The sequence below is a fragment of the Synechococcus sp. ATX 2A4 genome (assembly GCF_024346375.1).
In the GTDB taxonomy this organism is placed as follows: Bacteria; Cyanobacteriota; Cyanobacteriia; order PCC-6307; family Cyanobiaceae; genus MW101C3.
In genome coordinates this window covers 202,152-215,944 of record NZ_JAGQCV010000002.1, presented here as the reverse complement: position 1 = coordinate 215,944, position 13,793 = coordinate 202,152, and the positions used below count along the sequence as shown (strand labels likewise).

The 13,793-nt window shown below is 65.5% G+C and carries 14 protein-coding genes; 10 read left to right on the top strand and 4 right to left on the bottom strand.

Going from position 1 to position 13,793, the window contains the following annotated elements; all coding sequences use genetic code 11:
• Window positions 1-55: 55 nt before the first annotated feature.
• Window positions 56-328 carry a DUF4090 family protein gene (locus KBY97_RS02895; RefSeq protein ID WP_094512849.1) on the top strand — a complete coding sequence of 91 codons (273 nt, stop codon included), beginning with the start codon at window positions 56-58 and terminating at the stop codon, window positions 326-328.
• A gap of 97 nt (window positions 329-425) precedes the next feature.
• Here KBY97_RS02895 and KBY97_RS02890 read toward each other — a convergent pair whose 3' ends face one another.
• Window positions 426-647 (bottom strand): hypothetical protein, encoded by a 222-nt coding sequence (locus KBY97_RS02890; protein ID WP_255145176.1) that lies wholly within the window; start codon window positions 645-647, stop codon window positions 426-428.
• A 156-nt stretch (window positions 648-803) separates the two neighbouring features.
• Between KBY97_RS02890 and KBY97_RS02885 the strand changes: the two genes are divergently transcribed.
• Window positions 804-1,196, top strand: coding sequence for a DUF2237 family protein (locus KBY97_RS02885; protein ID WP_255145175.1), 393 nt, complete (start codon window positions 804-806; stop codon window positions 1,194-1,196).
• An 89-nt stretch (window positions 1,197-1,285) separates the two neighbouring features.
• On the opposite strand, the gene KBY97_RS02880 is transcribed toward KBY97_RS02885, so the two are convergent.
• Window positions 1,286-2,056: an SDR family NAD(P)-dependent oxidoreductase gene (locus KBY97_RS02880; RefSeq protein WP_255145174.1), complete on the bottom strand. Its 771-nt coding sequence runs from the start codon at window positions 2,054-2,056 to the stop codon at window positions 1,286-1,288.
• A 43-nt stretch (window positions 2,057-2,099) separates the two neighbouring features.
• Here KBY97_RS02880 and KBY97_RS02875 point away from each other — a divergent pair, with 43 nt between their 5' ends.
• The 4 genes from KBY97_RS02875 (at window position 2,100) to KBY97_RS02860 (ending at window position 6,313) form a co-directional block, all read left to right on the top strand.
• On the top strand, window positions 2,100-3,017 hold the full coding sequence (locus KBY97_RS02875; protein WP_255145173.1) for an NAD(P)H-dependent glycerol-3-phosphate dehydrogenase: 918 nt from the start codon (window positions 2,100-2,102) through the stop codon (window positions 3,015-3,017).
• Between the two features lie 201 nt (window positions 3,018-3,218).
• Window positions 3,219-4,256 carry a SpoIID/LytB domain-containing protein gene (locus KBY97_RS02870; protein WP_255145172.1) on the top strand — a complete coding sequence of 346 codons (1,038 nt, stop codon included), beginning with the start codon at window positions 3,219-3,221 and terminating at the stop codon, window positions 4,254-4,256.
• A 19-nt stretch (window positions 4,257-4,275) separates the two neighbouring features.
• Window positions 4,276-5,241 carry an ATP adenylyltransferase gene (locus tag KBY97_RS02865; RefSeq protein WP_315857134.1) on the top strand — a complete coding sequence of 322 codons (966 nt, stop codon included), beginning with the start codon at window positions 4,276-4,278 and terminating at the stop codon, window positions 5,239-5,241.
• 151 nt (window positions 5,242-5,392) lie between these two features.
• Window positions 5,393-6,313 carry a sigma-70 family RNA polymerase sigma factor gene (locus KBY97_RS02860; RefSeq protein WP_255145171.1) on the top strand — a complete coding sequence of 307 codons (921 nt, stop codon included), beginning with the start codon at window positions 5,393-5,395 and terminating at the stop codon, window positions 6,311-6,313.
• Here the strand turns inward: KBY97_RS02860 and KBY97_RS02855 are convergent.
• Entirely contained in the window at window positions 6,261-6,455 is a 195-nt protein-coding gene (locus tag KBY97_RS02855; RefSeq protein ID WP_255145170.1) for a sigma factor SigF, read from the bottom strand. The two genes, KBY97_RS02860 and KBY97_RS02855, sit on opposite strands and share 53 nt — an antisense overlap.
• 225 nt (window positions 6,456-6,680) lie before the next feature.
• Here KBY97_RS02855 and KBY97_RS02850 point away from each other — a divergent pair, with 225 nt between their 5' ends.
• From KBY97_RS02850 to KBY97_RS02840, 3 genes are all read left to right on the top strand, one after another.
• Window positions 6,681-8,309 carry a DUF3370 family protein gene (locus KBY97_RS02850; RefSeq protein WP_255145169.1) on the top strand — a complete coding sequence of 543 codons (1,629 nt, stop codon included), beginning with the start codon at window positions 6,681-6,683 and terminating at the stop codon, window positions 8,307-8,309.
• Between the two features lie 590 nt (window positions 8,310-8,899).
• Entirely contained in the window at window positions 8,900-9,481 is a 582-nt protein-coding gene (locus tag KBY97_RS02845) for a J domain-containing protein (RefSeq protein ID WP_255145168.1), read from the top strand.
• A gap of 1,747 nt (window positions 9,482-11,228) precedes the next feature.
• Entirely contained in the window at window positions 11,229-11,771 is a 543-nt protein-coding gene (locus KBY97_RS02840; protein ID WP_255145167.1) for a DUF3122 domain-containing protein, read from the top strand.
• Between the two features lies 1 nt (window position 11,772).
• Here the strand turns inward: KBY97_RS02840 and apcD are convergent, their stop codons facing one another.
• A complete protein-coding gene (gene apcD, locus KBY97_RS02835) occupies window positions 11,773-12,267 on the bottom strand; it encodes an allophycocyanin subunit alpha-B (protein WP_255145166.1) in 495 nt (164 codons plus the stop codon).
• A 135-nt stretch (window positions 12,268-12,402) separates the two neighbouring features.
• Between apcD and rlmD the strand changes: the two genes are divergently transcribed.
• The gene (gene rlmD, locus KBY97_RS02830; protein WP_255145165.1) at window positions 12,403-13,791 is read left to right on the top strand and encodes a 23S rRNA (uracil(1939)-C(5))-methyltransferase RlmD; all 1,389 of its coding nucleotides are present in this window, start codon (window positions 12,403-12,405) and stop codon (window positions 13,789-13,791) included.
• Window positions 13,792-13,793: the final 2 nt, after the last annotated feature.

The window sequence follows — 13,793 nt, the reverse complement described above, 5'->3', positions numbered from 1 at the left end:
GGATTGGCAGGCTGGAGGCGGTGGCAGGCTGGGGTCGCTCTCTTGCACTGATGCCATGGCCATTGCCGGACCTGACGGAGTGGATGCGGCCATCGCCGCTGGACTCGACCTCGACGGCTCGCCGATTCCGGCGGAGATGCTGAGCCTTTACCGCGAGGTGATGGCGCTGGAGGCCCAGCGGGCCCGCAGCGGTGTGAAGAAATCGATGCGTAACCGGGTGGTGAAAACCGGGGCGAAACATTTCGACCAGGCCAGCCTCGATGCCCGGCTCAAGGCCGCCGGCTGGGACGGCCTCAAGGACAAGGAAATCGCCTTCTTCTACGGCTGAAGAAACTGGATTTGCCTCGGGGAGAGGGGGCACCTGCCCCTGAGACCTGAACACAGAAACCTGGACGCAGGCCCAACATTTCAGTGCGGTGCCCGGATCAGAGGTCTTCGAGGGTGTCGATCACCTCTTGTTGGAAGGCCTGAAGATCGGTCGAATCGCTCAGGTCGATTCCCTCACCGGCGGCGTTCTGGGTGAGCTCCTGGAAATGGAAGGCGCCTTCGCCGTGGGCAAGAAACTCCATCGCGGAGCTTTCACCGCTTTCCTTGAAGGCGTCAAGCAGCGCCATGAAGGCAGCATCTTCGGTGAAATCCCAGCTCATGAAGGGGGGTATCGCAAGGCGTAAGGGCGGCAGAAGGGAGCCTTCCAGCACCACTGCACAATGACCTTTAACGCCTGCCCCCCCAATTCCGTCAACCACCCGGGGCCATTCCCGCCATTGGTCCTGCAGACTTCGGGGGCGATTTCAGCTTGAAACGTGGAACCGAGTTCTTCTACAGCCCCAGTGGTGGCCCGCAATGTGCTCGGTGAGACGCTTGAGATCTGCGGATGCACACCGCTCACCGGTTGGTACCGCGATGGCTTCTGCCGCACCGACAGCAGCGACACGGGACGCCACAGCGTCTGCTGCGTGGTGAACGATGTCTTCCTGCGCTACAGCCGCTCCCGCGGCAACGACCTCTCCACACCAGTGCCGGCCTACGGATTTCCCGGACTGGTGCCCGGCAACCACTGGTGCATCTGCGCCGCCCGCTGGCTGGAGGCCTACCAGGACGGCGTGGCACCACCGGTGCGCTTGGAGGCCACAGAAGCCTCCGCCCTTGAGGTGATCCCCATCGAGCTGCTGCGGGAACTGGCCCATGTGGGCTGAAGGTGAGGCGGGTGGACAGCACCGGCCGCACCACAACCCGCGCCACCGCCCTCCATACCACCTTCGGGCCTCCTGGTCACACTCCGCTTTCACCACGGAATCGGGCTGCCGTCCCAGGCCAGAAAGCTGCCGCTCTGCTCCGGCCCCTGCAGCTCAAGCACGTCCAGCAGGTGCTGGGCGGCCCGCTCGGGGCTGAACAGGCGCTGCGGCGGCACGCCGCTGCTGAAGGGGGCCGAGAGTTCGGTGGCCGTGGTGCCGGGATGCAGCAGGGTCACGGTGACGAGCGGACGGCGGCGGCGCCACTCCAGCGCCAGGCAACGCAGCAGCTGGTTCTGGGCGGCCTTGGCACTGCGGTAGCCGTACCAGCCCCCGAGGCCATTGTCGCCGATGCTGCCCACCCGTGCCGACAGGCTTGCGAACAGCGCCGGCGCCGTGGCCGGCAACAGCGGCTCCAGGGCCTGGGCCAGCAGGATCGGGCCGTAAGCATTCACCGCAAACAGCCGCTCGAGCGCGGCGCGGTTCAGCTGGCTGAGCCGCTTTTCCGGCTGAAGGGCGGCCCCGTCGTGCAACAGGCCGGCGGTGTTGATCACCAGGCGCAGCGTGCCGGCCTGCGCCTGCAGGCTGGCGGCAGCAGCGTTCAGGCTGCCGTCATCGCAGAGGTCGAGTTGCAGGGCGCGCGCGCCCAGTTCCAGCTCCCCTGGCCGGGCAGGCCAGCCGCGGCGGCTGGCGCCCCACAGGCTCAGGCCGGGGGCCCGCTCAGCGAGGGCCTGCAGCAGCGCCCGGCCGATGCCGCCGGCACCCACCACCAAGGCGTGGCCGCTCCAGCTGCTGAGGGGCGGCCTGGTCGCGAGCGGGGACAACACCTGGGCCGAAGCAGAGGAGGGGATGTCGCATGATGGCGCGATGGCACTGAGGATCGGCGTTCTGGGGCAAGGGGCCTGGGGGCGCACCCTGGCCAGCGTGCTGCGTCAGCAGGGCCACGGGCTGGCGGTCTGGTCGCGCTCCCACGGCAGCGATCCCGCCGTCATGCTCCAGGAACAAGACCTGGTGCTCTCAGCCGTGGCCATGGCCGGCGTGCCGGCATTGGCCCAGCGCCTGAGCAACTGCTGGCCCGCGGCGGTGCCCCTGGTGAGCTGCAGCAAGGGCATCGACCTCCAGCAGCACTGCACAGCCAGTCAGCTATGGCAGCAGGCCATTCCGTCGTTGGCCTGCCTGGTGCTGAGCGGCCCCAACCTGGCGGCCGAGCTGGATCAGGGACTGCCGGCGGCGAGCGTGCTGGCCTCCAGCCGCAAAGAGCTGGCCAGCGAGCTGCAACGCCAACTGAGCAGCCAGCGGTTGCGGCTCTACACCAACGCCGATCCGATCGGCACCGAACTGGCCGGCGCTCTCAAGAACGTGATGGCAGTGGCGGCCGGCATCTGTGATGGTCTCGGCCTGGGGGCCAACGCCAAGGCGTCTCTGCTCACCCGCGGACTGGCCGAAATGGGGCGGCTCAGCCAGCTGCTGGGAGGCGATCCCGCCACTCTTTACGGTCTGGCCGGCCTGGGAGACCTGCTGGCCACTGCCAACAGCCCCCTGAGCCGCAACTACCGATTCGGGTTGTATCTGGCCGAAGGCTCCTCCGCAGCAGCGGCCTTCGGCCGCATCGGCGCCACGGTGGAGGGGCCCGCCACGGCCGAAGCGGCCTTGGTGCTGGCCCGCCGCCATGCCCTGCACCTGCCGATCTGTGAGCAGGTGGTGGGTCTGCAGCAGCAGCGCATCACCCCCCAGGAAGCCGTCCGGGCGCTGATGGAGCGCGACCTGCGCCAGGAATGGGCGTGAGCCGGGGGGCAGCACGCCAGGACACGGCTTCGGGCCACACCAGCCACAGGCCAGGTCGGCGCAACAACCGAAGGTTACGGCTGTTGTCGGCCATGATCGCTCCACCGAATGGAGAGCAACGGTTGTGAGCAGAGGGAAACGGCTGTGAACTGGCCCGCAGGGAAGCGGCCGGTGGCGCAGAGCACACGTGGCCTGCGCCCGTTGAAACACGGCATCGGGAGGCTCGGCCGGCGTGTGAAGCAGGCCCTTACCCCCCAACGCCGCACCACCTTGCTGCTCACCACCCCCTTGAGCGTCGTGGCCCTGGGCATTGGCTTCTACGCCCAGTCGTTCAGCCCATCCACGCCCGCGCTCGATGCTCAAGTGATGGAGGCTCTACTGCCGGCGAGCACCACAGGCGAAGCCACCGAGCCGGCCAGCCAGGACAGCCGCCTGCGGGCGATCGAAGCGCGCCGTGCCCAACAGCCCCCCACCCCGGCCGTGCTGCCGGATGCTCCCGCCTCCCTGGTGGAGCCGGCCGTCGGCAGACCCGTTCCCCTGGAGGTGAGGGTGGCCCTGCTGCGGCAGGCGGGCCAGCCCAGCTTTTCGGCCACCGGTCCCTGGTGGCTGCGCAATGGCTCCGGGCAGGTGCTGGCCCAGGGCCAAGCCCGCAGCCCCGTCGACTTCAGCGCCGGTGCCGGCTCCAACGATCTCTGGCTTGATACAACCCCCGGGGAGGCGTTGCTGGTGAACGGCCAGCCCTACAGCGGCCGCCTGCGGCTGCTGGCAGAGCGCGGTGGCATCACACCGATCAACCACCTGCCGCTGGAGGCCTACATCGCCTCAGTGGTCGGGGCAGAAATGCCCACGTCCTGGTCGATGGAGGCTCTCAAGGCGCAGGCCGTGGCGGCACGCTCCTATGCCCTGGCCCACATGGCCCGGCCCGCCCACAAGTTCTGGCACCTGGGCGATACCACCCGTTGGCAGGCCTACCGGGGCCTCACCACGGTGAACGGCCGCACCACCGAAGCGGCCGCCCGCACCAGTGGCCTGATCCTCAGCTACCAGGGCGGAATTGTGGAAAGCCTGTACGCGGCCAACAGCCAGATCACGCTGGAAGCCCATGGGCATCTGGGGGCCAGCATGAGCCAGGAAGGCGCCCAGCAGCTGGCGCTGGCGGGCCGGAAGTACAACGAGATCCTCGGCCACTACTACCGTGGGGCCTCGCTGGCACGCCTGCAGATCGGTGGAGCGAACTGAGCGCCTTTGGCGAACGGCCTTGCAGCAAAGCCAGGCCGCCCGCGAACGCGGTGCCCTGGTGCCGCTCGTCACCAAGGTGCTGCCGCCGGGGAACTGGGCACCATTCCAGCTCCGCCAGCTGCAAACTCCGGTGCCCCGCCACCTGCGCAGCGGCGGCCCCCGGCCCAACCCCTTCCTCCCCTGGGAGCAGCAACTGGAGGTGGAACGGCTGGCGAGCAGCCATGCGGTGATTCTCAACAAATACCCGGTGCAAGCCGGCCACCTGCTGCTGATCACCCAGGACTGGGCGCCCCAGAGCGGCTGGCTGGGAGCGTCCGACTGGCAAGCGGTGGCCCATGTCGATGCGGACACCACAGGCCTGTGGTTCTTCAACAGCAGCGGGCGTGCCGGCGCCAGCCAGCCCCACCGGCATCTGCAGCTATTGCCGCGCCATCGCGGCGAACCCAACTGCCCGCTGGAGCCAGCCCTACGCGCCCAGCTTCAGGCAGAGGAGCCGTCCTGGCCGTGGCGCTACCGGCTCAGCCGCCGTCCCGCTGGGGTCGAGTCCGCCGACCTGGCGGCGCTCTACAGGCGCCATGCACTGGAGCTCGGGCTCGGTGATCCGGCAGCAGGAGGCGAGCCCAGCCAGCCCTACAACCTGCTGTTCACGGCGTCCTGGTTTCTCACGATCCTGCGAAGCCGGGAACATGCCGCCGGCTTCAGCCTCAATGCCCTCGGCTTCGCCGGCTACCTGCTGCTCACCGAGCGGTCGGATCTGGCGTGGCTGAACCGTCATGGACCGTGGGAGCTGCTCAGCGCCGTGGCACCGGCTGTGACGCCGGCCGCGTACCCCGCCGCGTACCCCGCCGTGGACCCGGCCGTGGAGCCAGGAGTGGAGCCAGGAGTGGAGTCCGCAGCAGATCCCCCCGAAGGACACATGAGCAAAGCTCTGGGGCAAGGAGATCAGGGCCCTGCGACGCCCTCGAGCGGCGGCCTTGGCGGCTGACGAACACGCTGCCGTGCTGGCGCCCCTTCGAAAAAGTTCAGTGAAAGCTCGGTTGCAGAAGGTGGCGACCAGGGATCTTTCTGGAAAAGGAGCCGGCGGGACATTCCGGTGGTTCTCCTTACAGCTTCCTTTTCATTCGTCTTTCCTGTCCATGACCTGCTCCCCTCTGGCCGCCCGGCACGCCACCACCGCACCTACCGCCCACCCCAGCAAGACCCCTCCCAGCGACGCTCCGGCAACCCGCCAACCTTCAAAACTGGCGGCCAGCAGGGGCAGCTCCCAGACCACCGGGGGGGCCCACGCCCAGACGACAACGCCCAGAAGCAACGGAAAGGCCAGCGCCACTGTGCGGCAGCGCAACCAGCGAGTGGAGACCTACAGGGCGCTGGTGCGGCCGATCGCGCTTCACTACGCCGCCCTTTGCCGGGAAGGAGCGGATGATCTGATCCAGGTGGGTCTGATGGGCCTGATCCGCGCCGCCGAGCGCTTCGACGCCTCCACCGGAACGCCCTTCTCGGCGTTTGCTCGCCAGCACGTCCGGGGGGCGATCCTCCATTATCTGCGGGATCAGGCCCCGGTCATCCGGCTGCCGCGGCGGCAACAGGAACTCCAAGACCGGGTGCGGCAGTTCAGCCGTAGCTGGCAAACCCGCTTCGGGCAAAGCCCGAGCGATGCGGAGCTGCGCTGTGGCCTGCAGCTCTCGGTGGCCCAGTGGTGCACCTTCGAACGTCTGGAGCAGCTGCGCCGCCTGGCCCCGCTCGAAGCCTCAATGGAGGGAATGGCGGCCGACGACGTCAGCGGCGGTGATGGCGGCGGTGATGGCGGAGCCGCTGAGGCGATGGCCCTGCTGCCGCGGCTGGAGAGCCGGCAACGCCAGGTGGTGGAGCAGGTGGTGCTGGAAGGCCAGAGCCTGCGGGAGGCAGCCCGCCGGCTTCAGCTCAGCCCAATGACGGTTCACAGGGCCCTGCACAAGGGGTTGGAGCGCCTGCGGCAAGAACTCGACCGCGGCGTGCAGCAGGTCATTCCGCCAGCTGGGCCCCATCGCGCTGCATCTGCTTCTCGAGGGTGCTGATCGCCGCATTCACGGCCGCGAGCTGACGCTCCACCCCGTCGCGCCAATAGGTCAGCATGCGCATCTTGTGCTCCTGATGCCGGCGGCGCATCGCCTCTGCATCACCACTGCTGGATCCGTAACAGCCAAAGGGGGGGAACATGGGAAAATTTCACAGTGCCTGAAGGTTCTAGCCAGTGCTCTGGTGCCCATGCGTCCCCTGACCCAGCCCTTGGTGAATTGGGTGTCCAATCGCCCAAACCGAAGGCAGGCACGGAACACTCGCCCAACACGTCCACCCCAGACCGCCCCCGTTTTGCCGTTGTCCCCTCGCCCGATCAATCACATGGGACCCATGATTCCCACAAGGTTTCTTCGCCCCTGCCTGATGGTGATCGCCGGCACGCTTGTGCTGCAGGCGCCTGCCGCCCACGCCTATGTGGCGTTGATGGCCGGCCAGTCGGCCCGTCCGCTCAACGGCACCTTCAACACCGTGCCGGTGCTGCACTCCAACCAGCCGGAGGAGGTGTTCGGCCCGGGGATCCTGGTGAACACAGCGCCGGGCCGGGCGATCGCCACCGAAACGCGCCAATCCCTCAATAACGCCGCTTACACCTTCAACGGTGATTTTGGGCTCCACGTCCACCACAAGTATTTTCCAGAAAACGCCAGCCGGCTCGGCGGGCGCTACGTGCGCGGCAAGCTGACGATTGCCACGATCGTGATCAATCCGGGCTCGCGGCCGGTCACCTTGGAGATGGAGCGCGGCGCCATTCGCAACAGCTTTGAAGCGCCTTATCAGGGCAATCACCTGATGGGGGTGAAGCCGCTCGGCCGCCGTCCTTGGAACACAGGGCCCGGCGATGCCACCTCCGTGATCATGTTGCGGGGGGAGCTGGATCCCAAGATGCCAAACAACCTGGTGATCCCGCCCTACAGCCGCCGGGTGCTGTTTCATACCCGCTTGCCAGCACGTGGCATCGCCAACGGCCTGCTGAGGGGCCGCAGTGACGGCCCCTTCCAGATGGCCGTGGTGGCCGCGGAGGATCCTCAAACGGATGCGGATCTGTTTGCCGTGCTGGATCACGGCATGCTCGCTCCTGGCAGGATTTATCTGAAGATGCTCTCCAAGATCCACTACGGCCAGGTGTTCTCACGGGTCGGTGGTGTGGCGATCGGCGATGAGTATCAGGCGAGCCTTGTGCATGATCTGAACACGGGCTCCTTGCATGTGCCATTCACCAGTACGAACCGGCACACATTCGGCACACGCGAAGTTCAGGTGAATCCGCTGGCCAGCCGCATGGTCGATTCCTCCCTCGACAACGTTGGCACCTATGGTGTGCGCTTCGATGTAGACCTGAATCTCAAAGGCAACGGGCCCTACGAGCTGGTGATGAGCCATCCCACTGCGAATGGCCGCCAGTTCACGGCCTTCCGCGGCTCGATCGGAATTCGAACCAAGGAGGGATACAACGACGTGCACGTGGGCCTGCGCTCGGGCGAAAGCCTCTCATTGGCCACGTTGAACCTCGTCCCTGGCGCCAACAACCCTGTGCGGGTGAGCATGGTGTATCCGGCAGATGCCACGCCTGGCCATCTGCTGAGCGTGGTGCCCAGCTACCAGCTGGCCCAGCTCAGGGAACGGGAAGAACGCATCGCCCTCGCCCGCGCCGCCGCCGCAGAAGCAGCCCGCCAACAGGCTGCACCAAAAGCTCCCCCCACCGTGGCTGCTCCAGCCCCGGCTCGTCCTCCTGCAGGGCGGACCGCCACCACGCCACCACCCGCCCCTGCTGGGCGTCCCGCACCGTTGCCTCCGAGACCGGTCGCTGCCCCGAGATTCCTACCCACCCTGGTGCCGGCCTGGATCCGCCCCTTGCCCGCCATTCCCTTGCCGTTGCTCAACCAAGCCCCTGGTGAATCCTCCAATGAGGGCACTCAGACCGTGCTGTTGGGACGCTATCGGGAAGCAGCCGACGCCCAGCAACGGTTCCTCAGGGAGATGATGGGTCGCTAGGTCCACTTCCCATCGGTTCCGACGTGGCTGAGCCGGTAAAGAAGGAGCGCAAGACTCTGTCGATGACACTGCCGGTCGAGCGGATCGCGCAGTTCAAACAACTCCAGCGGGAATGGGGCTTTTCGACCCATGGGCAGGCGATGGAACGCCTGCTCGAGTTGTTGCTGCCGGACGCCTCCGAGCAGGACCCCGATGACGCGGGCTCTGACGATCAAGAGAGTGAGGAGCTGCACGAGCGTGGTGCACTGGTTCTGGTATCGCGCGGGGAAAGTACCCAACTCGTGCTAACAGGAGAAGACTGTCTCACTGGAGTTGACTCAGACCCGCTGCTAGACCCAATTCAAGTTTCATCTGACGCAGACGAGATCACCCCAGCCGGGCAGCGGCAGGCCCGAGCTCTTTTCAGTGCGGCTGGCTCCATCCCTCCCCTGCCTCCTCGATCAGGGCGGGGGGGCAGCAGCACAGGCGCTGTGAATGCCGGTGGCATGGGAGCAGGGATTGATCTACCAGGATTCGTGCAACAGAAATCTGCACGGCTGCGGCAGAGCCTCCATCCACGCTCCAAGACGACAGAGCGGCCCAGCGATCCCGTGCCAGGAATCTCTGAGCGGGAGCTCAGTACTGCCTTGAATGCCGCCACCGACCACTGGGTCAACCTTTACGGCACGACCGCCAATGAGGCGGTGTTGGAAGCGGCAATGGTGTGGCTCGGGCAGGACATCTGGCCCCAGTCCGACCAGGCGGAGGGACGCCCCTTCACCTGGTCGGCGCTTGAACACTGGATTTTGGAATGCGCGCCGAGCTGGCCGGCCGGCCCGCCCAGCTTTGAGCGCGTAATGGTGGCAGCTGGGCTGCTGGAAGATCCGTTCAGCACCGCAACGCTGTGCATACGTCTGCCCACCTTGATCCGGCGGTTCGTGCACCGCTTCCGCCGCCGCCGTCAGGGCACCTCTTTCCAGACCCTGGAGCACACCATGACGCTGCAGGGAGCCCTGAAGGTGCTGGAGATTCCCTTCGTCGCCGGGGAGCGGCTCACGCTGAAAAGGATCCGCGAGGCCTACCGGGAACAGGCGCAATTGCACCACCCCGATTCCGGCGGCAGCGCCGACACGATGCGCCGACTCAACGAGGCCTACCAATTGCTCAAGGAGCTTTACCGCAAATCCGCTTGAACACCCACGCTGTCTCGACTTGGAATGCTGAAGTTCCGGGTGGGGAAGGGTGATGAAGTGGAACAGGAGAGGAAAGAGAAGAAGGAGAAGCCGGATGTGAAAGAGGAGAAGGGGAGGAGGAGTTGCTTGATTCCATCACACGCGGCTCAACCCGACCCAGCCACTCACACATCCCAGATGAGACGCAGACAGTGTCTAGGTCCAAGTCTCAATAGGGGTACGCGCGACGTCGTCGCTGGGCTGGCCCTGCTCGCCTGCGCCCATTGATTGCCATGTCTCCTGGCCGCCGCCAGCCCTGTTCATCTGCCAAGGACCAAATCCATCAATGGACACCAAGCACCTTGTCCATTGGCCAGCAACTGCGTTGTCCAACTGCTGGACAGGGGCACAGGATCAGCCCAGTAGCCAGTCAGGAAAGGGCCAGTGAATGCCAGAACTGATACGCGTACCTGCTTTGGACACAGGTACGCAGACATAGCAAGCGGTAGAGGGGCGCCGGCCAGGTGGGGCATCCGGGGTGGCCGCTGGATGGGGGAAGCAGAAGCGGTTCCTGCCGAAAGTTGACCTGTATTGGTTCATCCCCTTGGCTTGGATTCACCCGATTGGGCTTGGCATCACGCGGCTTGGCCTCATCTCCCTTCAGTGCACTTTGTCCTCGCTGCACGTCTCCCCACAGTCTCACCGCCAAACTCTTCACAGGTGAGCCAGGCCATCGGAGCGTCCCCGACTACACCGAAACAGCACACTCCCCATGCCTGATCACTGATCACTCCACCCTCCATATCGACAGACCCGACGAGCAACCAACGCAAGCAAAGCAACCAACGCAACCAAAGCATGACTCCAGCGCGACAGACAAAATCACGAGAAAATCAAGGTCTCAGAACTTGCCACTGGGTCGCGTAGTTAGACCAGTCTTCAGTCTCGGATAGGACGCGCAAGACCTACTATGTGTCTTCCACGGTAGATGTGGGCCGATTGTTGTCCCAGGCTGGATTAACGAGTCCAGCCATGCGTCCAGGAGTGAACGCACGTGAGTCCCTGCCCGCTGCGCAACATGGTCTGCAGCCAGTGGCTCGCCCCAGAAGTGGCAGATCGCATCAGACGAGGCAAACGCGAGGTGGCGTTCACGTTGCCGCAGTCAAGTCGGGCACTTGAGGCAGATCACTGAGGTGGATCACTGAGGTGGATCACTGAGGCAGATCACTGAGGCAGATCACTGAGGTGGGCACTGAAGCGTGCAGCGACAGGTCAGGCCTGAGAGCTGTTCCTGCGACTGGATCCTTCATGCGCGCATCAGGGGTGGGTGATACAGAACTTGAACCGCTGCGGGGCAAAGGGTATGGCGGGCATGTTTCACCGCGCCTGATGGTCTTCGCAGTGGCTTACTCGCCAGCGGCTCTGCGCCCAAGGGCGCCAACGACGGCGACAGCAAGGTTGCAAAGCCGTCCAGCATGGGGCTCACACCTAGACTCGAACTGGGTCTAATCCGAGCATGGCGAGAGGCTTGGTCAAGTCCCTCAAGACCGTGCTGCCAGATTCTCAGCAGCGTCACAGCAGGTGCATTCCCTCCCGCTGAGAGCGGTTTGGCAATCCAGGAAACAGGCGCTTTTGGAATCATCTGCGCCTTGTGGACGGCGCAGTTGGTCTAGCAAGTTTCGGTGCCTGCAGTCACGGAGGATATCCGCCGTGGCCACCTTTGTGCAATTGAATAGGTTGAAGAAGTCCATCAGCGATGCATCGGCCCATGAAAGTTTCCGCTGTTTTATCACGTATTGCAGAGATCCTCCCGTGGTCTGCAGCAATAGCAAAGCGAGGAGCCTGGATGGTTGCATTGGCACTTTTGTTCATTGCACCCATCGTCTCTCCATCACCTGCCATGGCGGCTGAGCAACCCGGCAACTGGAATCTTGATGACGGCAGAGGCCACCGCCTGGGCGCCATGCTGTTTGAGCGCTCCGACATCAACAGCCCTGCTGGCCTGCGGTTGCGCCTGAATGCGGAATCAGGGGGCCTGCAGCTGAACCACCTGCGCCCTTTGGTGCTCAGTGATGGTAAAAGCCAAGCCTGGCAGCTATCCAACCGCAGCGAGGAACTTCTCACGTCGCCAAGGGGTGTGATTCCCGTGGGGTCGTCCCAGTTTGATGCCGGTTGCCTGGATCCGATCCCTGCAGATGGCCTCAGTCTGGTGATCGTGGTGCCCAAATCCGAAGGAGATCTCAGCTTTGATCTCGCCCCCGGCCAGGTTCAGTCGCTCCACTCACTGGCAGACGCCTGCACAGACACCTGATTCACCCGGGAGTTTGCATGCCCTGGATCAGGAAGTCGAAGTAGGGACCGGCCATGGCGGCATCTTCGGTGGCAAGCAGGGACAGGGAGGCATCTTTGAGGGTGCGCATGCCTTCGACCATGCCGGCCATGGGCACGCCCAGGCTGTTGTACATCTCGCGGGCACCGATCAGGCCGATGTCCTGGATCTTTTCGGTGCTGCCGGCCAGCACGCCGTAGGTGACTAAGCGGAGATACCAGCTGAAATCACGCAGGCACTGGGCCCGCTGGCGCTGGCCGTAAGCGTTGCCCCCTTGGGCCACGTATTCCGGTTTGCGCAGAAACAGCTGCCGAGCCGCCTCGTTGACGATTTTCTTCTCGTTTTCCGTGAGCACGCGGGCGACACGAATGCGCTGGTTTCCCCCGGAGAGGAAATCGGCCATGGAGCGCAATTCACCGCCGCTGGGGTAGCGCAACTGATCATCGGCTTGCAGGATCAGGTCCCGGACGACGCTCATCGAATGCACCACGCTGGGTCCGATCTTACCGAGAACAGACCCTGGCGACGGCCGTAGGTGCCTTTGTGTAACGGCCCTTTGCATCCGGGGTGGCCTTTAGGGTCAGGGGCTGCCCGTTGTGTCGCAGGTCTTTGGATGGCCCAACTCTTGCCCCCCTCCGGCACAGAACTGAAGCTGAGCATCACCGGCTTGAACCACCTCGGCGAGGGCGTTGGGCGCTGGGGCGCGGCCACAGCAGCGGCCGGCGACCGGGGTGTGGTGGTGTTCGTGCCTCAGGCGCTGCCCGGTGAGGCCGTGACGGCCCGCGTGACCTACCAGGCGAAAGGTCACGTGGTGGCCGAGCTGATCGAGCGGCACAACACAGCGGCGGAACGCCGACGCCCGCCCTGCATCCTGGCCGAGCGCTGCGGTGGCTGCAGCGTTCAACATCTGGCCGACGATGCCCAGGCGCGCTGGAAACAGGATCTGGTCCAGCAGGCCCTGCAGCGGATCGGCGGCTTTTCCCTGGCGGTGGAGCCGATCCTGGCGGCGGCGGAGCCGCTCGCGTATCGCAACCGGGCCGTGATTCCGCTCGAGCGCAGGCCCGACGGCACCCTGCGGGCGGGCTTCTACCGCAGTGGCAGCCACAAGATCGTCAACATGAACCGCTGCCCGGTGCTCGATGGGCGCATCGACCGCCTGATTGCGCCGCTGAAGCAGGAGCTGGAAGCCAGTGGCTGGCCCGTCGACGCGGACCTGAGCGAAGGCGGTGGTCTTCGCCACCTGGGCCTGCGCGTCGGGCATCACAGCGGCGAAGTACTGGTGACCCTGATCAGCAGCCACAGCCAGTTGCCCGGGCTGAGTGAGCGGGCGGACGCATGGATGGAGCGCTGGCCTGAGCTGGTGGGCGTGTGCCTGAACCTCCAGCCCCTGCCCACGAACACCTTGATGGGGCCGCGCACCGAAGTGATCGCCGGCCGGGGCTGGCTGAGCGAACGATTCTGCGGGCACGAGCTGCGCATCGCCCCAGACACCTTCTTCCAGGTGCACACTCCTCAGGCCGAACGGGTCGTGCCACTGCTGGTGGACGCGCTGGATGCACGCGCCGGACGCTCAGTGGTGGAGGCCTACTGCGGCATCGGCACCTTCGGCCTCCCCCTGGCGGGCGCCGGAGCGAGTGTGCGGGGGTTGGAGCTGCACCTGCCCAGCGTGGAGCAGGCCCGGCTGAACGCGGCACTCAACGGCCTCAACGGTTTCACCGTGGAGAGCGCCGATGTGGCTGAAGCGCTGGTGGAACTGCTGCCGGAGGCGGATGGATTGCTGCTCGATCCACCGCGTAAGGGCCTTCCCGGGCACGTCGCGGCCGTGATCAGCGCCTGCCCGCCCCAGCGTGTGGCCTATCTCAGCTGCAATCCGGCCACACTCGCCCGTGACCTGGCCCGGCTCACCCAGGAGAGCGGGCTGAAGCTGCTGAGCGTGCAACCGATCGACTTCTTCCCCCAGACCAGCCACGTGGAAGCTCTGGCGGTGCTGGCCGTCAGCTGAAG

Bases quoted from the DNA above. Each gene is read 5' to 3' on its own strand.
- KBY97_RS02860 (WP_255145171.1), top strand. From the start codon at position 5,393: ATGACCTGCTCCCCTCTGGCCGCCCGGCACGCCACCACCGCACCTACC.
- rlmD (WP_255145165.1), top strand. From the start codon at position 12,403: ATGGCCCAACTCTTGCCCCCCTCCGGCACAGAACTGAAGCTGAGCATC.
- apcD (WP_255145166.1), bottom strand. From the start codon at position 12,267: ATGAGCGTCGTCCGGGACCTGATCCTGCAAGCCGATGATCAGTTGCGC.
- KBY97_RS02890 (WP_255145176.1), bottom strand. From the start codon at position 647: ATGAGCTGGGATTTCACCGAAGATGCTGCCTTCATGGCGCTGCTTGAC.
- KBY97_RS02875 (WP_255145173.1), top strand. From the start codon at position 2,100: ATGGCACTGAGGATCGGCGTTCTGGGGCAAGGGGCCTGGGGGCGCACC.
- KBY97_RS02850 (WP_255145169.1), top strand. From the start codon at position 6,681: ATGGTGATCGCCGGCACGCTTGTGCTGCAGGCGCCTGCCGCCCACGCC.
- KBY97_RS02895 (WP_094512849.1), top strand. From the start codon at position 56: ATGGCCATTGCCGGACCTGACGGAGTGGATGCGGCCATCGCCGCTGGA.
- KBY97_RS02855 (WP_255145170.1), bottom strand. From the start codon at position 6,455: ATGTTCCCCCCCTTTGGCTGTTACGGATCCAGCAGTGGTGATGCAGAG.
- KBY97_RS02840 (WP_255145167.1), top strand. From the start codon at position 11,229: ATGAAAGTTTCCGCTGTTTTATCACGTATTGCAGAGATCCTCCCGTGG.